This is a genomic window from Pseudomonas sp. KB-10 (assembly GCF_018221585.1).
Classification (GTDB): domain Bacteria; phylum Pseudomonadota; class Gammaproteobacteria; order Pseudomonadales; family Pseudomonadaceae; genus Aquipseudomonas; species Aquipseudomonas yangonensis.
In genome coordinates this window covers 15099-31228 of the sequence record NZ_QYYB01000001.1, presented here as the reverse complement: position 1 = coordinate 31228, position 16130 = coordinate 15099, and the positions used below count along the sequence as shown (strand labels likewise).

General features: G+C 65.7%; 11 protein-coding genes. 7 read left to right on the top strand and 4 right to left on the bottom strand.

Features of this window, described 5'->3' with window-relative positions:
• Nucleotides 1-100 precede the first annotated feature (100 nt).
• The gene (gene speA, locus DXK50_RS00110) at nt 101-2014 is read left to right on the top strand and encodes an arginine decarboxylase (RefSeq protein WP_212628935.1); all 1914 of its coding nucleotides are present in this window, start codon (nt 101-103) and stop codon (nt 2012-2014) included.
• On the opposite strand, the gene pdxR is transcribed toward speA, so the two are convergent.
• Nucleotides 1999-3420 carry a MocR-like pyridoxine biosynthesis transcription factor PdxR gene (pdxR, locus tag DXK50_RS00105; RefSeq protein ID WP_212628934.1) on the bottom strand — a complete coding sequence of 474 codons (1422 nt, stop codon included), beginning with the start codon at nt 3418-3420 and terminating at the stop codon, nt 1999-2001. The genes speA and pdxR overlap by 16 nt on opposite strands.
• 91 nt (nt 3421-3511) lie before the next feature.
• Between pdxR and DXK50_RS00100 the strand changes: the two genes are divergently transcribed.
• Genes DXK50_RS00100 through DXK50_RS00090 form a run of 3 tightly spaced genes read left to right on the top strand, consistent with a single transcriptional unit; the run spans nt 3512 to nt 4999 of the window.
• Nucleotides 3512-3946: a GNAT family N-acetyltransferase gene (locus DXK50_RS00100; protein ID WP_212628933.1), complete on the top strand. Its 435-nt coding sequence runs from the start codon at nt 3512-3514 to the stop codon at nt 3944-3946.
• 1 nt (nt 3947) lies between these two features.
• Nucleotides 3948-4571 carry an FMN-dependent NADH-azoreductase gene (locus DXK50_RS00095; RefSeq protein WP_212628932.1) on the top strand — a complete coding sequence of 208 codons (624 nt, stop codon included), beginning with the start codon at nt 3948-3950 and terminating at the stop codon, nt 4569-4571.
• A complete protein-coding gene (locus DXK50_RS00090; protein ID WP_161864805.1) occupies nt 4568-4999 on the top strand; it encodes a carboxymuconolactone decarboxylase family protein in 432 nt (143 codons plus the stop codon). The genes DXK50_RS00095 and DXK50_RS00090 overlap by 4 nt, the downstream gene beginning before the upstream one ends.
• A gap of 1 nt (nt 5000) precedes the next feature.
• Here DXK50_RS00090 and DXK50_RS00085 read toward each other — a convergent pair whose 3' ends face one another.
• From DXK50_RS00085 to DXK50_RS00075, 3 genes are all read right to left on the bottom strand, one after another.
• Complete coding sequence (locus tag DXK50_RS00085) at nt 5001-5465, bottom strand: DUF2214 family protein (protein ID WP_161864806.1); 465 nt, start codon at nt 5463-5465, stop codon at nt 5001-5003.
• 12 nt (nt 5466-5477) lie between these two features.
• Complete coding sequence (locus DXK50_RS00080; protein WP_212628931.1) at nt 5478-6515, bottom strand: GGDEF domain-containing protein; 1038 nt, start codon at nt 6513-6515, stop codon at nt 5478-5480.
• A gap of 144 nt (nt 6516-6659) precedes the next feature.
• A complete protein-coding gene (locus DXK50_RS00075; protein ID WP_212628930.1) occupies nt 6660-8018 on the bottom strand; it encodes an MATE family efflux transporter in 1359 nt (452 codons plus the stop codon).
• A 163-nt stretch (nt 8019-8181) separates the two neighbouring features.
• On the opposite strand from DXK50_RS00075, the gene DXK50_RS00070 reads away from it, so the two are divergent.
• The 3 genes from DXK50_RS00070 (at nt 8182) to pbpC (ending at nt 16011) form a co-directional block, all read left to right on the top strand.
• Nucleotides 8182-13080: an alpha-2-macroglobulin family protein gene (locus DXK50_RS00070; RefSeq protein ID WP_212628929.1), complete on the top strand. Its 4899-nt coding sequence runs from the start codon at nt 8182-8184 to the stop codon at nt 13078-13080.
• Nucleotides 13081-13266: 186 nt separating this feature from the next.
• Nucleotides 13267-13605, top strand: a complete 339-nt coding sequence (locus DXK50_RS00065) for an endonuclease domain-containing protein (RefSeq protein ID WP_212628928.1) — start codon at nt 13267-13269, stop codon at nt 13603-13605.
• A gap of 33 nt (nt 13606-13638) precedes the next feature.
• Nucleotides 13639-16011: a peptidoglycan glycosyltransferase PbpC gene (gene pbpC, locus DXK50_RS00060; RefSeq protein ID WP_249186590.1), complete on the top strand. Its 2373-nt coding sequence runs from the start codon at nt 13639-13641 to the stop codon at nt 16009-16011.
• Nucleotides 16012-16130 lie beyond the last annotated feature (119 nt).

Here is a 16130-nt window from a genome sequence, read left to right as displayed (position 1 = left end):
CGACGAGCTTTGGTGGTCGACCGCCGAGCAACCGTCATCTATCGCCTTTAATTTCTGACGCGACCTTCGGTTGCGAAAACCCATTTCCAGGGAGACTTAGATGTCCGCACGACGCACCCGCAAAGACGACGGCAGCCAATGGACCGTAGCCGATAGCCGCAGTGTCTATGGCATTCGCCATTGGGGCGCCGGTTACTTCTCGATCAACGATGCCGGGCGTATCGAAGTGCGTCCCAATGGTCCGGACAGCCAGCCCATCGACCTCTGTCAGCAGGTCGACGAGTTGCGTCAGAGCGGCCTGTCGCTGCCGCTGCTGGTGCGCTTCCCGGACATCCTGCAGGATCGCGTGCGCCGCCTGACCGGCGCCTTCGACGCCAGTATCGAGCGCCTGGAATACCAGAGCCGCTACACCGCGCTGTACCCGATCAAGGTCAATCAGCAGGAGGCGGTGATCGAGAACATCATCGCCACGCAGAACGTCTCCATCGGCCTCGAAGCCGGCTCCAAGCCCGAGTTGCTGGCGGTGCTGGCACTGGCGCCGAAGGGCGGCACCATCGTCTGCAACGGCTACAAGGACCGCGAGTTCATCCGCCTGGCGCTGATGGGGCAGAAGCTCGGTCACAACGTGTTCATCGTCATCGAGAAGGAGTCGGAAGTCGCCCTGGTGATCGAGGAGGCGGCCGAACTCAAGGTGGCACCGCAGATCGGCCTGCGCGTGCGCCTGTCCTCGCTGGCATCTTCCAAGTGGGCCGACACCGGCGGCGAGAAGTCCAAGTTCGGCCTGTCCGCCGCGCAGATCCTCTCGGTGGTCGAGCGCTTCCGTGCCGCCGGGCTGGACCAAGGCATTCGGCTCTTGCATTTCCATATGGGCTCGCAGATCGCCAACATCGCCGACTACCGCAAGGGCTTCCGTGAGGCCATCCGCTATTACGGCGAGCTGCGCGCCATGGGCCTGCCGGTCGATCACATCGACGTCGGCGGCGGCCTGGGTGTGGACTACGACGGCACCCACTCGCGCAACGCCAGCTCGATCAACTACGACATGCGTGACTACGCCGATGCCGTGGTCGACATGCTCAAGGAGTTCTGCGACCGCCAGGAAATCCCCCATCCGCACATCTTTTCCGAGAGCGGCCGGGCGATGACCGCGCACCACGCCGTGCTACTGGTGCAGGTCACCGACGTCGAGCGACACAACGACAAGGTGCCCGAGATCGACCCGAGCGTGGAGCAGCCGGAAGTGCTGCACTGGCTGATCGAGCTGCTCGACGACAGCGACCCGGAAATGGTCGCCGAGACCTACTGGCGCGCCACCCACTACATCGAGGAAGTGGCCGCGCAGTATTCCGCCGGCAAGCTGAGCCTGGCGCAGAAGGCGTTGGCCGAACAGTGCTACTTCGCCATCTGCCGTCGCCTGCACAACCAGCTCAAGGCGCGCCAGCGTTCGCACCGCGCGGTGCTCGACGAACTCAACGACAAGCTCGCCGACAAGTACATCTGCAACTTCTCGGTATTCCAGAGCCTGCCGGACACCTGGGCCATCGGCCAGATCCTGCCGATCCTGCCGCTGTCGCGCCTGGACGAGGAACCGCTGCGCCGCGCCGTGCTGCAGGACCTGACCTGCGACTCCGACGGCAAGATCCGTCAGTACGTCGACGAGCAGTCCATCGAGACCAGTCTGCCGGTGCACGAGATTCGCGAGGGCGAGGACTACGTGCTGGGCATCTTCCTGGTCGGCGCCTACCAGGAAATCCTTGGCGACATGCACAACCTGTTCGGCGATACCGACTCGGTGAACATCTACCAGGCCGCCGATGGCAGTGTGGTGCATGCCGGCATCGAGACCCACGACACCATCGAGGACATGCTGCGCTACGTGCACCTGTCGCCCGAGGAGCTGATGACCCACTACCGCGACAAGGTAGCCAGCGCCAGGATCAGTGCCCGTGAGCGTACCCAGTTCCTCGACGCGCTGCGTCTGGGGCTGACCCGCTCGTCCTACCTGGCCTCCTGATCGAGCGCCTTCGCCAGCCGCCGGGCCAGGTGCAATGCCTGCTCGGCGCTGGCGATATTGGTGAAGCCCAGCAGCAGCCCGCTACCGCAGGGATACTTGCGCGCCCATTGCGACAAGGCCATCACGGCCAGCCCTGCACCTTGCGCCCGGGCGGCGAGGGCGCTGTCATCTTCGGACTCGTTAAGCCGTGCCAGCAGGTGAATACCGCCAGCCTGCAACTCCACCCGTAAACGCGCGCCGAATACCTGCTCCAGTGCCTTTGCCAGAAAGTCGCGCCGTTCGGCATAGAGTGTGCGCATGCGTTTCAGGTGGCGGGCGAAGTGGCCTTGGTCGAGAAAGTCCGCAGTGATGGCCTGGGACAATGCCGGGCCGGCGTGATCGAAGATGCGTGCGCAGGCCGTGAAGCGCTCCACCTGCGCCGGCGGCACCACCAAATAGGCAAGACGCAGGCCGGGGAACAGCACCTTGCTGAAGGTGCCGCAATACAGCACGCGACCGTGGTGATCGAGACTCTTCAGGGCCGGCAGCGGGGGGCCGACGTAGCGGTATTCGCTGTCGTAATCGTCTTCGACGATCCAGGCCTGGCTGGCTTGCGCCCAGTCCAGCAGTGCCAGGCGGCGCGGCAGGCTCAGGGACACGCCGAGCGGACTCTGGTGTGATGGCGTGACTAGGGCGCAACGGGCATTGGCGGCTAGCTTGCGCCCATCATCCACGCGCAGTCCCTGATCATCCACCGGCACCGGAATCAACTGCAGATCGGCACCTTCGAGTGCCTCGCGCGCCTTGAAATACCCTGGATCCTCGAACCAGCAGGCATCGCCTGCTTGCAGCAGCGCCTGGCGAATCAGCAGAAGGCTGCTGCGGTAACTGGAGGTGATGAACACCTGTTGCGGCTCGCAGGCGATGCCGCGCGACACACCCAGATAGCGCACCAGACTGCTGCGCAGGGCGTACAGGCCCTGCGCGTCCGGATAGTCCAGGTCGGCCGACGCCAGCTGGCGCAAATGGCGGGCGCCGAGGCGACTCCACAGCTTGCGGGGGAAGGCGTCCAGGGCTGGCAAGCCGAGCTGGAAGGGTAGTGCTTCGCGCAGTGAGCGTTCGCTCGGTGCTGATCTGGTTCGGGGTTTGGTCGACACGCCGGTGCTTGGCGGGGATTGCGGTAGCTGGGGTGAGACCACTGTGCCGGCCGGGCCGCGGGGCAGCAGATAGCCTTCGCCGACCAGCAACTGATAAGCCGCTTCCACCGTGCCGCGCGCAAGGTTCAGTTCGCTGGCCAGGGCGCGCACCGAAGGCACGCGCTCACCTGGCTGCAAGCGCCCATCGGCGATAGCTTCACGCAAGCGTTGATAAAGCTGCAGATAGATCGGCGCCGCCTGATCACGCATGGGAGCGAGTTGAACGCGCATTTCCATGTCCTACTCAATTTGCAAGGTCTTGGCTCTACTGACTATGCCATGTTCTGCCTAGAGTAGTGCTCATCTTCGCCGGAGAACCGCCATGAACCCCGACTACTACTACGAATGGCTCGATACCCCTCAGCAATGGCGCACCTGCTTCGAGCTGATGCGCGTGTTGCGTCCGCACCTGAGCGATGCCGATGACTTCGTCCAGCGCCTGCAGCGCCAGGCCGAGCAAGGCTATCGCCTGTTGGCCGCGCGTGCCGGTGACGAGGTGGTGGGGCTGGCCGGCTGTCGCTTGCAGGAGAACCTGCTGCATGGCCGTTTTTTCTACCTCGACGATCTGGTGACGCGCGAGAACCTGCGCAGCCAGGGCATCGGCGAGCAGTTGCTGAACGAGGCCCGCGCGCAGGCGCGGCGGCTGAGCTGCGTCAATCTGGTGCTGGATACGGCATTGGCTAATGCGCGCGGGCAGCGCTTCTACTACCGTCAGGGGTTGCTGGCCCTGGGCATGCACTTTCGCGAGGCACTTTAAGATGCAACGAATCCTGTTATTGCACTGCAGTCCATATGGCCGTCAGAGCCGCGGCAGCGTCCTGGCTCTGGAACTGGTGGAGCGTCTGCGTCAGCGTCATCCCGACGTGCAGTTGCTTGAGCGTGACCTGGCCAGCGAACCCCTGCCGGCGCCGCACGCTGATTACGCCACTGCGTTGGTGGCGCGGGCGCCGAACGACGAGCCGGCGCTGGGCCTTTCCGAGCAACTGATCGATGAGCTGGAGCGCAGCGACTGTCTGGTGATCGCTACGCCGATGCACAACTTCACCGTGCCGGCGACGCTCAAATCGTGGATCGATTATGTGCTGCGCATCGGCCGCAGTTTCGCCAATACCGAGGCGGGCAAGGTCGGGCTGCTGGCAGATCGGCCGACCTTCGTGGTGGTCAGCTCTGGTGGCGTCTATCGCGGCGAGCAGGCGCGCCAGCCGGATTTTCTTACGCCCTATCTACGCCATGTGCTGAGCACCATTGGCATTCATGACCTTGAGTTCGTCCATCTCCAGGGCTTGGTGCGTGGCCAGGAGCATGCGCAGGCGATGCTGGCGCAGGCGCGCGAGCAGCTGGCTCTCAATCCCCATCTCATTGCACAGGAGACGTTGTCATGACGGCGCTACGTCAGCCTTACTACGAGTTATCCACCGAAGCCACGCAGGCGCTGCTTGCCACCAAGGCCGCGCTGGAGCACGGACCATTGGGCAAGGCGATGGTGGAGCTGCTCTATCTGCGTGTGTCGCAAATCAACGGCTGTGCCTACTGCCTGGAGAAGCACAGTCAGTCACTGCGTGAGGAGGGCGTGCCGCAGGTCAAGCTGGACAGCCTGGCCGGTTGGCGGGTCAGTGGCCATTTCGATGAGCGCGAAAGAGCGGCGCTGGCCTGGGCCGAGTCGCTGAGCGACATCACCCGCAGCCACGCTGCCGATGAGGATTATCTGCCGCTGGAGACGCATTTCTCGCCCAGGGAAATTTCCGATCTGACCATCGCCGTAGCCCTGATGAGCGGGCTCAATCGTCTGGCCATCGGCATGCGCCTGTGAATCACGGCGTTGCCGCGATCATCCCGTAGCCGCGCGCCATCAGCGTGGCCAGCAGCGGTATCACCAGCAACAGCAGCAGCTCGATACGAATGCTCCAGGTCACCAGGCGAACCTGCCGCGCGCTCGGCTCGGGCACCTGGCCGGCCTTCACCGTGCTACGCCATTTGATGAACACCAGGGTGGGCAGGATCGACAGCAAGCCGACCAGCACGAACAGCCCGAGCTTGGCGTGGAACAGGCTGTTGCCCATGTAGTAGGCCGCGCCCTTGCCGAACCACAGCACCCGGGCGATACCGGTGACCAGCACCAGGCCGGCGCAGATGCCGTAGGCCAGGTCGGCGATCATCAGGCTGCGTGCCCGGGACAGATCCAGCGGCGCCCTGAACAGCACGTGTTCGATGCTGAGCAGGGCGAACAGGGCGAAGATCGACAGGTAGTGCAGGTAAGCGACGAACGCGGCAGCCATCCGTGTTTCCTTTCAGTGGGCGTTGGGGGCGAGTTCAGTGCGGTTGCGACCGCCATGCTTGGCTTGGTAAAGCGCCTGATCAGCACGTTTGAGTGCGTCCGTGGGGCTCTCGTTGGCGCCTATCAGCGTGCAGCCGAGGCTCGCGGTCTGTTGCAGTTCGGCCTTTTCCAGCTGCATCGGCTGGCTGGCGATGGCCAGGCGGATGCGTTCGGCAATTTGCAGCAGCTCCTGTTCATCGTGCACCTGGGAGAGGATGACGAACTCCTCGCCACCATTGCGTGTGACCACATCCTGGGGGCGTACCGCTGCGCTCATGCGCCGCGCGCTTTCCCACAGCACGTGGTCGCCGCCATCGTGGCCGTACCTGTCGTTGACCTGCTTGAAGTGATCCAGATCGCAGTAGATCAGGCCCAGGCGCAACTGGTGGCGCTCGGCTGCGGCTTGCTCCAGCGGCAGGAAGTGCAGCAGCCCTGCACGGTTCCACAGCTGGGTCAGCGCATCGAGCATGCCCTTGCGCTGCTCGCGGCTCAGGGCGTCGCGCAGGTCGCTGGCCTGTTGCGAGCAATGCTGCAGGTGCAAATAGTGTTCGGCCAGGTAGGCCAGGTCGCGCAGCTTGAATATGTCCTGTTTGCCGAACGCGCGCGGCTTCGGGTCGGCCAGGCATAGGGTACCCAGCGGCAAGCCGTCGGCATTGTGCAGCGGCCAGCCGGCATAGAAGCGCACGTCAGGGGTATTACGCGCCAGTTCGGTGCGGGCGAAACGCACATCCGCCTGGCTGTCCTCGACGATCAGTGGCTCGTTGCGCAGTACCGCCTGGGAGCAGTAAGAAAGGCTGCGCGGCGTTTCAGCTGCGTCCAGCCCCTGGCGGCTCTTGAACCACTGACGATCACGGTCGACCAGGCTGACCAGCGCCATCTTCACCTGAAACAGGTCGCGGGCCAGGCGGGTCAGCGCGTCGAGATAGGGATCGGCGGGCGTGTCGAGTAGCTCCATGCGATCCAGCGCTTCCTGGCGCTCGGCTTCATTCGGTGGGATTGGCACGCTGAGCATGAGCGATCTCTCCTAGCAGGCTGTTGAAAAACTACCTACGTTGGCAATACTGCGTTAAAAACGGCCTCAAAATGCTCATTTACACCTGTAAACTGCGCTTTTTCGGCCGTTTTTGCCTTGTCTTACCTGCCTCGCCTACGTTTTTCAACGGCCTGCTAATTCAGGGGAAGGGAACCACAGGTCGCGACGGCTCAATTGCCAAGCATAGCCAGCCAATACCAGGCTGCGCAGCCCCATGAATGCCAGAAATGCCAACCACAGCCCGTGGTTGCCCAGACTTTGCAGCCACCAGCCCAGCGGCAGCGTCAATGCCAGGGCGATGAGCATGGCGTCGCGCATCTCGCGGGCGCGGGTGGCGCCGATGAACAGACCATCGAGCAGGTAGCTCCACACCGCCAGCAGAGGCAGCAACGCCAGATAAGGCAGGAAGTTCAGGGCCAGTTCGCGGACCTCGGCAATGTTCGTGAGCATACCGACGAACCAGTGCCCGCCGAGCAGGAAGAACAGCGCAAAGCCGGCACTGGCCAGCAGCGACCAGGTGCCGGCCACCAATAGCGAGCGGCGCAGCGCATCGCGGTCCCGCGCGCCAAGGGCATGACCGCACAAGGCTTCGACGGCATGCGCCAGGCCGTCCAGGGCATAGGCGGTCAGGGTCAGGCCATTGAGCAGCAGGGCGTTGGCCGCCACCGTGGCATCGCCCAGGCGTGTGCCCTGCACGGTGATCAGGAAGAACACCAGTTGCAGCGCCAGGGTGCGGATGAAGATGTCGCGGTTGACCGCCAGCAGCGGGCGCCAGTTGTTCCAGCGTTTGAGTGCGCTGCCGTCGAGTTGGCCTGGATAGCGAGCCAGTGCGCTGCGGGCCAGCCACAGGCCGAGCAGGGCACCGCTCCATTCGGCAATCACCGAGGCCCAGGCCGCGCCGGCCACACCCCATTCGAGGCCGATCACGAAAAGCAGATCCAGCGACACGTTGATCAGGTTGGCGCTGAGCAGAATGGCCAGCGGACCGCGCGCGCTCTGGGTGCCCAGCAGCCAGCCGATCAGCGCATAGGTCGCCAGGCTGGCGGGCAGGCCGAACAGGCGAATCTGAAAGTAGTGGCGCGCCAACTGGTCCAGCTCGGCCGATGGCTGCATCAGGCTCAGCGCGGCGCTGCTGAAGGGCACAGCCAGCAAACCCAGGAGCAAGGCCAGCAACACGCCCAGGCCGAGCCCCTGCAGTAGCACCTGACGCAGGGCGCCGCCGTCCTCGCGGCCGGCAGCCTGTGCGGCAAAACCGGTGCTGCCCATGCGCAGAAAACCCATGGCCCAGGTGAGCAGGGTATAGAGACTGCCACCCACTGCTACGGCCGCCAGCTGGTGAGCATGCGGCAGGTGACCGACCACGGCGGTATCGACCAGCGCCGCCATCGGCACCGAGAGGTTGGAGAGAATCATCGGCGCCGCCAGCGCCCAGACCTTGCGCTGGGTTGGGGTGTGGCGCCAGGCCTCGAGCAGGGCGGACATGGACAGCTCCGGCAAAACGCCGATTATAGGCACAGCGCCGGCCTGGCCGCACGGCTCCTCAGGAGTGTGAGTGGCTTGGCGAATTCGTCGGCACGACTCGTCGCCTTCAGGGCGCCTCGGCTATAGTTGTCGGCCTCTGCGCCCCCTGATTCCGGAGCCCGCAATGCCGAACAAAGGACTGCTTCTGGCCTTGGTGCTGACCCTGCTCAGCGCCTGTGATTCCTCTGAACCCCCAGCGACGGTGACCCCCGCTGCCCCCGCGGCGCAACAGCCGCAGGCGCCCAAGCCTGCGGTCGACCGTGACGCGCTGGCCGAGCGTTACGCCGGGCGCGAGCTGGAGGTGGTCGATGTTTCCGAAGTACAGCTCGATGGTGCCAGTGCGCTGTCGGTGACCTTCTCCATCCCGCTGGACCCCGACCAGCCCTTCGCCGAACGCCTGCATCTGGTTGACAGCGTCTCGGGCAAGGTCGATGGCGCCTGGGAGCTGACAGACAATCTCAGTGAACTGCGCCTGCGTCACCTGGAGCCCAAGCGCAAGCTGTCGTTGACCATCGATGCCGGGCTGAAGTCGATCAACGGCGGCAAGCTCGCTGCCGAGCATGTCAGCCGCTTCGAGACTCGCGATCTGCAGGCCAGCGTCGGTTTCGCCAGCCGTGGATCGCTTCTGCCGACCCGCCTGGCCGAGGGCCTGCCGGTGATCGCGCTGAACGTCGATAAGGTCAATGTCGAGTTCTTCCGCATCAAGCCCGAGGCGCTGCCGAATTTCCTCTCGCGCTGGGGCCGCGCCAGCAACCTGGATACCTGGGAGGCGCGCGAGCTGCTGCCGATGGCCGAGCTGGTCTATGGCGGCCGCTTCGACCTGAACCCGGCGCGCAACACCCGTGAAACCCTGCTCTTGCCCATCGCCGGCCTGGAGCCGTTCAAGCAGCCTGGTGTTTATCTGGCGGTGATGCGCGAGGCTGGCAGTTACAGCTATTCGCAGCCGGCAACGCTGTTTTCCCTGAGCGATATCGGCCTCTCCGCGCATCGCTATCGTGACCGTCTGGATGTGTTCACTCAGGCGCTGGAAGGTGGCAAGGCGCAGTCCGGGGTGCAGCTGGAACTGCTCGATGGCGACGGTGCGCTGCTCGCCGAAGGCAAGACCGATTCGGCGGGCCATGCGCAGTTGCCGCTGCCGGCCAAGGCCCAGGTGCTGCTGGCCAAGCAGGACGAACAGACCAGCCTGCTGCGCCTGAACACGCCGGCGCTGGATCTGGCCGAGTTCGATATCACCGGCCCCAAGGCGCATGCCCTGCAGTTCTTCGTGTTCGGCCCGCGCGATCTGTACCGCCCCGGCGAGACCGTGCTGCTCAACGGCCTGCTGCGCGATGCCGACGGTAGCCCGGTCAAGGCTCAGCCGGTCAGCGTCGAGGTGCGCCGCCCGGACGAGCAGATCAGCCGCAAGTTCGTCTGGAATGCCGGTGACGACGGTCTTTACCAGTACCAGCTGCCGCTGGCCGAAGAGGCGCCGACCGGTCGCTGGCAACTGTTGCTCGATCTGGGCGACGGCAGCCCGCAGCTTTATGAATTCCTCGTCGAGGACTTTTTGCCCGAGCGCATGGCCCTGGAGCTCAAAGGCCAGGACCAGCCCTACGCGCCGGGCGACAGCGCCGAATTCGCGGTGACCGGGCGTTACCTCTACGGTGCGCCGGCCGCCGGTAATCGTCTGACCGGGCAGCTCTACGTGCGCCCGCTGCGTGAGGCGGTGGCGAGCTTGCCGGGCTATCAGTTCGGCGACGTCACCGAAGCCGACCTGAGCCAGGATCAGGAGCTCGACGAGGTCAATCTCGACGACCAGGGCCGCGCCACGCTGCGCCCGGAAAACCGCTGGGGTGACGCCAAATCGCCGCTGCGTCTGATCCTCCAGGCCAGCCTGCAGGAGTCCGGTGGCCGCCCCATCACCCGCCGCATCGTCCAGCCGGTATGGCCGGCCGACCGCCTGCCGGGCCTGCGTGGCCTGTTCGAGGGCGAGGAAGTCGACGCGGACAGCCTGGCCGAATTCGAAATCCTGGTGGCCGACGCCGCCGGCAACAAGCTGGCGGCCGACAACCTCAACGTGCGCCTGGTGCGCGAGCGCCGCGACTACTTCTGGAGCTTCTCCGACGGAGAAGGCTGGCGTCACAACTACAACGAGAAATTCCTGACCCTCAGCGACGAGCCGCTGAAGGTCGCCGCGGGCGGCACCGCCAAGGTCAGCTTTCCGGTGGAGTGGGGCCCTTATCGGGTCGAGGTAGTGGACAACCAGACCGGGCTGGTCAGCAGCCTGCGCTTCTGGGCCGGCTACCGCTGGCAGGACAACGCCGATGGCGGCGCGGTGCGCCCGGACCAGGTCAAGCTGGCGCTGGATAAACCCGCCTATTCCGCGGGCGATGTGGCCAAGATCACCGTCACCCCGCCCGCTGCCGGTAACGGCTACCTGCTGGTCGAGTCCAGCGAGGGGCCGCTGTGGTGGGAGGAAATCAGCGTGCCGGCCGAGGGCAAGACCTTCGAGCTGCCCATCGACGAGAAATGGGCACGCCACGACCTCTACCTCAGTGCCCTGGTGGTGCGACCGGGTGAGCGCAAGGCGCAGGTCACGCCGAAACGCGCGGTCGGCCTGCTGCATCTGCCGCTGGAACGTGCTCCGCGCAAGCTGGCGGTGAGCCTGGAGGCGCCAGAGAAGATGCGGCCCAAACAGCCGCTGAAGGTCAAGGTCAGTGCACGTAATGCCGACGGCAGCATTCCCGACAAGGTGCATGTGCTGGTCGCCGCGGTGGACGTGGGCATCCTCAACATCACCAGCTACGCCACGCCCGATCCCTTCGCCACCTTCTTCGGGCGCAAGGCCTATGGCGCCGACCAGCTGGATATCTACGGCCAACTGATCGAGGCCCAGGGGCGCGTCGCCAGCCTGGCCTTCGGTGGTGACGCCGGCCTTGCCGCCGGTGGCAAGCGCCCGGATACCAGCGTGCTGATCGTCGCGCTGCAGAGCGATGCGCTGCAGCTGAACGACAAGGGCGAAGGCGAAGTCAGCCTGAACATTCCCGACTTCAACGGCGAGCTGCGACTTATGGCCCAAGCCTGGACCGACGAACGCTTCGGCATGGCCGAGGCCAAGACGGTAGTCGCGGCGCCGCTGATCGCCGAACTGTCGATGCCGCGTTTCCTTGCCGGTGGTGACGAAACCACCCTGGCGCTGGACCTGACCAACCTGTCCGGCGCCGAGCAGCAGCTCGACGTGCAGGTCGGTGTGGAAGGCCAACTGCGTCTGCTCAACCAGGGCGAAGCGCCGATCCGCCTGAACGATGGTCAGCGCACGACCCTGCGCATTCCGGTGCGCGCCGAAGGCGGGCTGGGCCAGGGCCGTATCCATGTCGAGGTGCAGGGGCTGGTGCTGCCGAACGAGACGCTGGGCGACTTCAGCCGCGAGTGGACGCTGGGCATCCGTCCGGCTTACCCGGCGCAGTTGCAACACTTCCGTGCGGTACTGGGGGAGGGCGAGCCCTGGACCCTGCCGGCCGGTATCTTGAACCAGTTCGAGCCTGCCGGGCTGGAAGCCGTGCTGGCGCTGTCGAGCCGGCCGCCGCTAAACCTCGGCGAGCAGATCCGTGCACTCAAGGCCTATCCGTACGGGTGCCTGGAACAGACCACCAGTGGCCTGTACCCGTCGCTCTATGCCGACGCCGCGAGCCTCAAGCGCCTGGGGCTGGAAGGCGAGCCGGACGAACAGCGGCGCAAGAGCATCGAGCTGGGTATCGAGCGCCTGCTCGGCATGCAGCGGCATAACGGTGGCTTCGGCCTGTGGAGCGCCGAGAGCGAAGAGGAATACTGGCTTACTGCTTATGTCACCGATTTCCTCCTGCGTGCCCGCGAGCAGGGCTTCGGCGTACCGGCCGAGGCGCTGAAAAAGGCCAATGATCGCCTGCTGCGCTATTTGCAGCAGAGCAGCCTGATCGAGGCCAGTTACAGCCAGGACTTCGCCCACACCCGCTTCGCCGTGCAGGCGTACGCCGGCTACGTTCTGGCGCGCAGCCAGCAGGCACCGCTGGGGGCGCTGCGTAGCCTGTTCGACCGCCGCAACGATGCGCGCTCCGGCCTGCCGCTGGTGCAACTGGCCGCTGCGCTGAAGCTGATGGGCGATGCACCGCGTGCCGAGCAGGCGCTGAACCAGGGGCTGATCCAGCAGCGCGATGGCGAACGCTGGATGGCCGACTACGGCAGCCCGCTGCGCGACCAGGCGCTGATTCTCGCCTTGCTTGAGGAGCACGACCTGGCGGCCGGCCAGCGCGAGCAGCGGCTGTTCAACCTGGCCGATGAGCTGGCGGGTCAGCGCTGGCTGTCGACTCAGGAGCGCAACTCGCTGTTCCTCGCCGGGCGCGGCATTCTCGGCAAGCCGGAGCAGACCTGGAGCGCTGCGCTTGCCAGCGGCGCCTTCCAGTTCGAGCTGAGCAACCAGCAGCCCGGTATCAAACTGGAGCGTGGCGAGCTGGCCGAGCCGCTTAGCGTGAGCAACGCCGGCAGCGCCAAGCTGTATCAGCAGCTGACCCTGTCCGGTTACCCGAGCCAGGCGCCGCGCGCCGGGGGCGAGAACCTCAGCATCGAGCGCGAGTACCTGGGCATGGACGGCCGTCCGCTCGATCTGCAGCGCCTGGACAGCGGCGAACTGGTGCTGGTGCACCTGGCCGTGCGGGCCCGCCAGCGCGTACCGGATGCACTGGTGGTCGACCTGCTGCCGGCCGGCCTGGAGCTGGAGAACCAGAACCTGGCGCAAAGCGCGGCGAGCCTCGACGACGCCGGCAGCAACGTCAAGGAGTGGCGCCAGTCGATGCAGAACGCGCGGATCAAGCATCAGGAATATCGCGGCGACCGCTACGTGGCAGCGGTGGACGTGGATGATTACGGCACTACCCATCTGCTCTACCTGGCCCGCGCGGTGACGCCTGGCAGCTACCGCGTACCGCCACCTCAGGTGGAGTCGATGTACCGGCCGAGCTGGCAGGCACTGGGAAGCGCGCCGTCTTCGCTGGTGGTGAGGGGGCGTTAAAAGCGGCCCTCTCCCCAACCCTCTCCCAAAAATGGGAGAGGGAGCCGATCGTGTCAGCTGTCAGATGTGCGTCACACGGCTTGCAAGGCAGGGTGCACTCGGTATCAGGCTTACCTCATATAGCTCCCTCTCCCGCTTGCGGGAGAGGGGCTGGGGGAGAGGGCAAAACAGGTTCAAGGAGGAACCATGACCTTACTCGACAACGCCAAACGCCTTAGGCACGAGATGACCGATGCCGAGCAACGGCTGTGGTATTACCTGCGCGCTCACCGTTTCCTAGGCCTGAAGTTCAAACGGCAGAAACCCATTGGCCCCTATATCGTCGACTTCATCTGCACCGAACGCTGGCTGGTCATCGAGCTGGACGGTGGCCAACACCAGCAGCAGACGGAATACGACCAGCAACGTGAGCATTATCTGGAGAGTCGAGGCTATCGTGTCCTGCGTTTCTGGAATCATCAGGTGCTGGCCGAAACGGAGGCTGTACTTGAGCAGATTCGCCAGGTTGCTCGTCCTGATGAATAGCTGCGTCTTCGCTGGGGTGGTGCGGGTGTCGATATGACCGAGGCCAAACACCGAACGGCTCCCCTCTCCCGCTTGCGGGAGAGGGGCTGGGGGAGAGGGCTGCGAGCGCTCCTTATCCTCCTGCTTCCCCTGGCCCTGCTCTGGCTAGCCGACCGCCTCTTCCCGCTGCCCCTGCCCGAAGACGACCTGGCCCGCGTGGTGTTGGCCGAAGACGGCACGCCATTGTGGCGTTTCGCCGACCGTGACGGCGTATGGCGCTACCCGGTGACGCCGGACGAGGTCTCACCCTATTACCTGGAAGCGCTGCTGACGTACGAAGACCGCTGGTTCCGCCAGCACCCCGGGGTCAACCCGCTAGCCCTGGGGCGTGCGGCCTGGCAGAACCTGAACGGCGGGCGTGTGGTGTCCGGCGGCAGTACGCTGTCGATGCAGGTGGCGCGCCTACTCGATCCGCACGGGCGTGACCTGCCTGGCAAACTCAAGCAGCTTTGGCGCACCGCGCAGCTGGAGTGGCACCTGTCCAAGGACGAGATACTCACGCTCTATCTCAATCGCGCGCCCTTCGGTGGCACCTTGCAGGGCGTTGCCGCCGCAAGTTGGAGCTATCTGGGCAAGCCACCAAGCCAGCTCACCCGCGCCGATGCTGCGCTGCTTGCCGTATTGCCGCAGGCGCCCAGCCGCTTGCGCCCTGATCGCCACCCCGAGCGCGCCCAGGCGGCGCGCGACAAGGTGCTCAGGCGCCTGGGTGAGTTTCAGGTGTGGCCGCAGATCCAGGTGGACGAAGCGCTGGAAGAGCCGGTATTTCTCGCGCCGCGCCGCGAGCCGAGCCTGGCGCCCTTGCTGGCGCGGCGGTTGAACCGTGCCGGCAGCCCGCCGCTGATTCGCACCACCCTCGATGCCGGTTTGCAGCTGCGCCTGGAAGACCTGCTGCTGGGCTGGCGCGCGCGCCTGCCCGAGCGCACCTCGGCGGCGATTCTGGTGGTGGAGCACGAGAGCATGGCGGTGCGCGCCTATCTTGGCTCGGTGGATATCGCTGACACCTCGCGCTTTGGCCACGTCGACATGGTGCGCGCCCTGCGTTCGCCCGGCTCGACGCTCAAACCCTTTCTTTACGGCATGGCGCTGGATGCCGGGCTGATCCACTCCGAGTCGCTGCTGCAGGACGTGCCGCGGCATTACGGCGACTACCGCCCCGGCAACTTCGCCGCCGGGTTCATCGGCCCGGTGTCGGCCAGCGAGGCGCTGGCCACCTCGCTCAACCTGCCGGCCGTGCAGCTGCTCGAAGCCTACGGCCCGAAGCGTTTTGCCGGCGAGCTGCGCAGCGCGGGGCTGCCGATCCGTCTGCCGGCGCTGGCCGAGCCCAACCTGGCGCTGATCCTTGGTGGCGGTGGCTCGCGGCTGGAATCGCTGGTGGCCGGTTACAGCGCCTTCGCCCGCGGTGGTATGGCGGCCCGCGCGCGCCTGCAGCCAGACGATGAATTACGTGAGCGCCGTCTGCTGTCACCCGGTTCGGCCTGGATCATCCGGCGCATCCTCAGCGGCCAGGCGCGGCCGGATCGCGACCCGCGCGCACAGCTGGCACAGCGCCCGACCCTGGCCTGGAAGACCGGCACCAGCTATGGCTTTCGCGACGCCTGGGCCATTGGCGTCGGGCCGCGCCATCTGATCGGCATCTGGATCGGTCGACCGGACGGCACCCCGGTGCCCGGCCAGTTCGGTCTGGCCTCGGCTGCGCCGCTGTTGCTGCAGGTGCATGATCTGCTGGTCAATCGCGATAGCCAGCGCGGCATCGCCGCACCGGCCGATCCGCAGCCGGCCGAGGTTGGCGTGGCCGCCATCTGCTGGCCGCTGGGGCAGCCAATGAGCAGGGACGATCCCAACTGCCGACGCCTGCGCTTCGCCTGGACGCTGGAGGGCACCACGCCACCGACCTTGCAGGCTGCCGATCAGCCGCTGGGCAGTGGCCTGCGCGAACGTTACTGGGTCAATGCCGAGGGACAGCGCGTCGGGCCCACCTGCGTAGGCGCCGAGACGCGTGAGCTGGTGTTGTGGCCGGCACCGCTGGAACCCTGGCTGCCACGTCGGGAGCGGCGCTTGGCGCGCTTGCCTGCTGTCGATCCGAGTTGTCCACCGCCAGGCAGCAGCCAGGTAGCGCCCCTTTCCATTGTCGGCGTGCGCGATGGTGATCGCTTGCGCCGGCCGCAGGGCAATCATGAACCGCTGCGCCTCAGCCTTTCGGCTCTGGGCGGCAATGGCCGACGCTGGTGGTTTGTCGATGGTCAGCCACTGGGTGACAGTGCTCAGGATGCGCCCTTCAGCCATGCCTTCGACAGCGGCAGGCACCAGCTCAGTGTGCTCGACGAAGGCGGCCAGACCGCTCGTCTGGAATTCAGCGTAGGGCCCTGACTGGATTCGCTGGCGAAGCTGCAAGCCGCGGCCGCTCTGTTCCGAGCGCCCGGCTAGCGCAGCGAATCATCCGGTATTGGTGAATAAAGCTTGGTCATGAACCGCCGATATGGAATCTG

Bases quoted from the DNA above. Each gene is read 5' to 3' on its own strand.
- DXK50_RS00075 (WP_212628930.1), bottom strand. From the start codon at position 8,018: ATGTCCGCCCTGCTCGAGGCCTGGCGCCACACCCCAACCCAGCGCAAG.
- DXK50_RS00090 (WP_161864805.1), top strand. From the start codon at position 4,568: ATGACGGCGCTACGTCAGCCTTACTACGAGTTATCCACCGAAGCCACG.
- DXK50_RS00065 (WP_212628928.1), top strand. From the start codon at position 13,267: ATGACCTTACTCGACAACGCCAAACGCCTTAGGCACGAGATGACCGAT.
- pbpC (WP_249186590.1), top strand. From the start codon at position 13,639: ATGACCGAGGCCAAACACCGAACGGCTCCCCTCTCCCGCTTGCGGGAG.
- pdxR (WP_212628934.1), bottom strand. From the start codon at position 3,420: ATGCGCGTTCAACTCGCTCCCATGCGTGATCAGGCGGCGCCGATCTAT.
- DXK50_RS00085 (WP_161864806.1), bottom strand. From the start codon at position 5,465: ATGGCTGCCGCGTTCGTCGCTTACCTGCACTACCTGTCGATCTTCGCC.
- speA (WP_212628935.1), top strand. From the start codon at position 101: ATGTCCGCACGACGCACCCGCAAAGACGACGGCAGCCAATGGACCGTA.
- DXK50_RS00100 (WP_212628933.1), top strand. From the start codon at position 3,512: ATGAACCCCGACTACTACTACGAATGGCTCGATACCCCTCAGCAATGG.
- DXK50_RS00070 (WP_212628929.1), top strand. From the start codon at position 8,182: ATGCCGAACAAAGGACTGCTTCTGGCCTTGGTGCTGACCCTGCTCAGC.
- DXK50_RS00095 (WP_212628932.1), top strand. From the start codon at position 3,948: ATGCAACGAATCCTGTTATTGCACTGCAGTCCATATGGCCGTCAGAGC.
- DXK50_RS00080 (WP_212628931.1), bottom strand. From the start codon at position 6,515: ATGCTCAGCGTGCCAATCCCACCGAATGAAGCCGAGCGCCAGGAAGCG.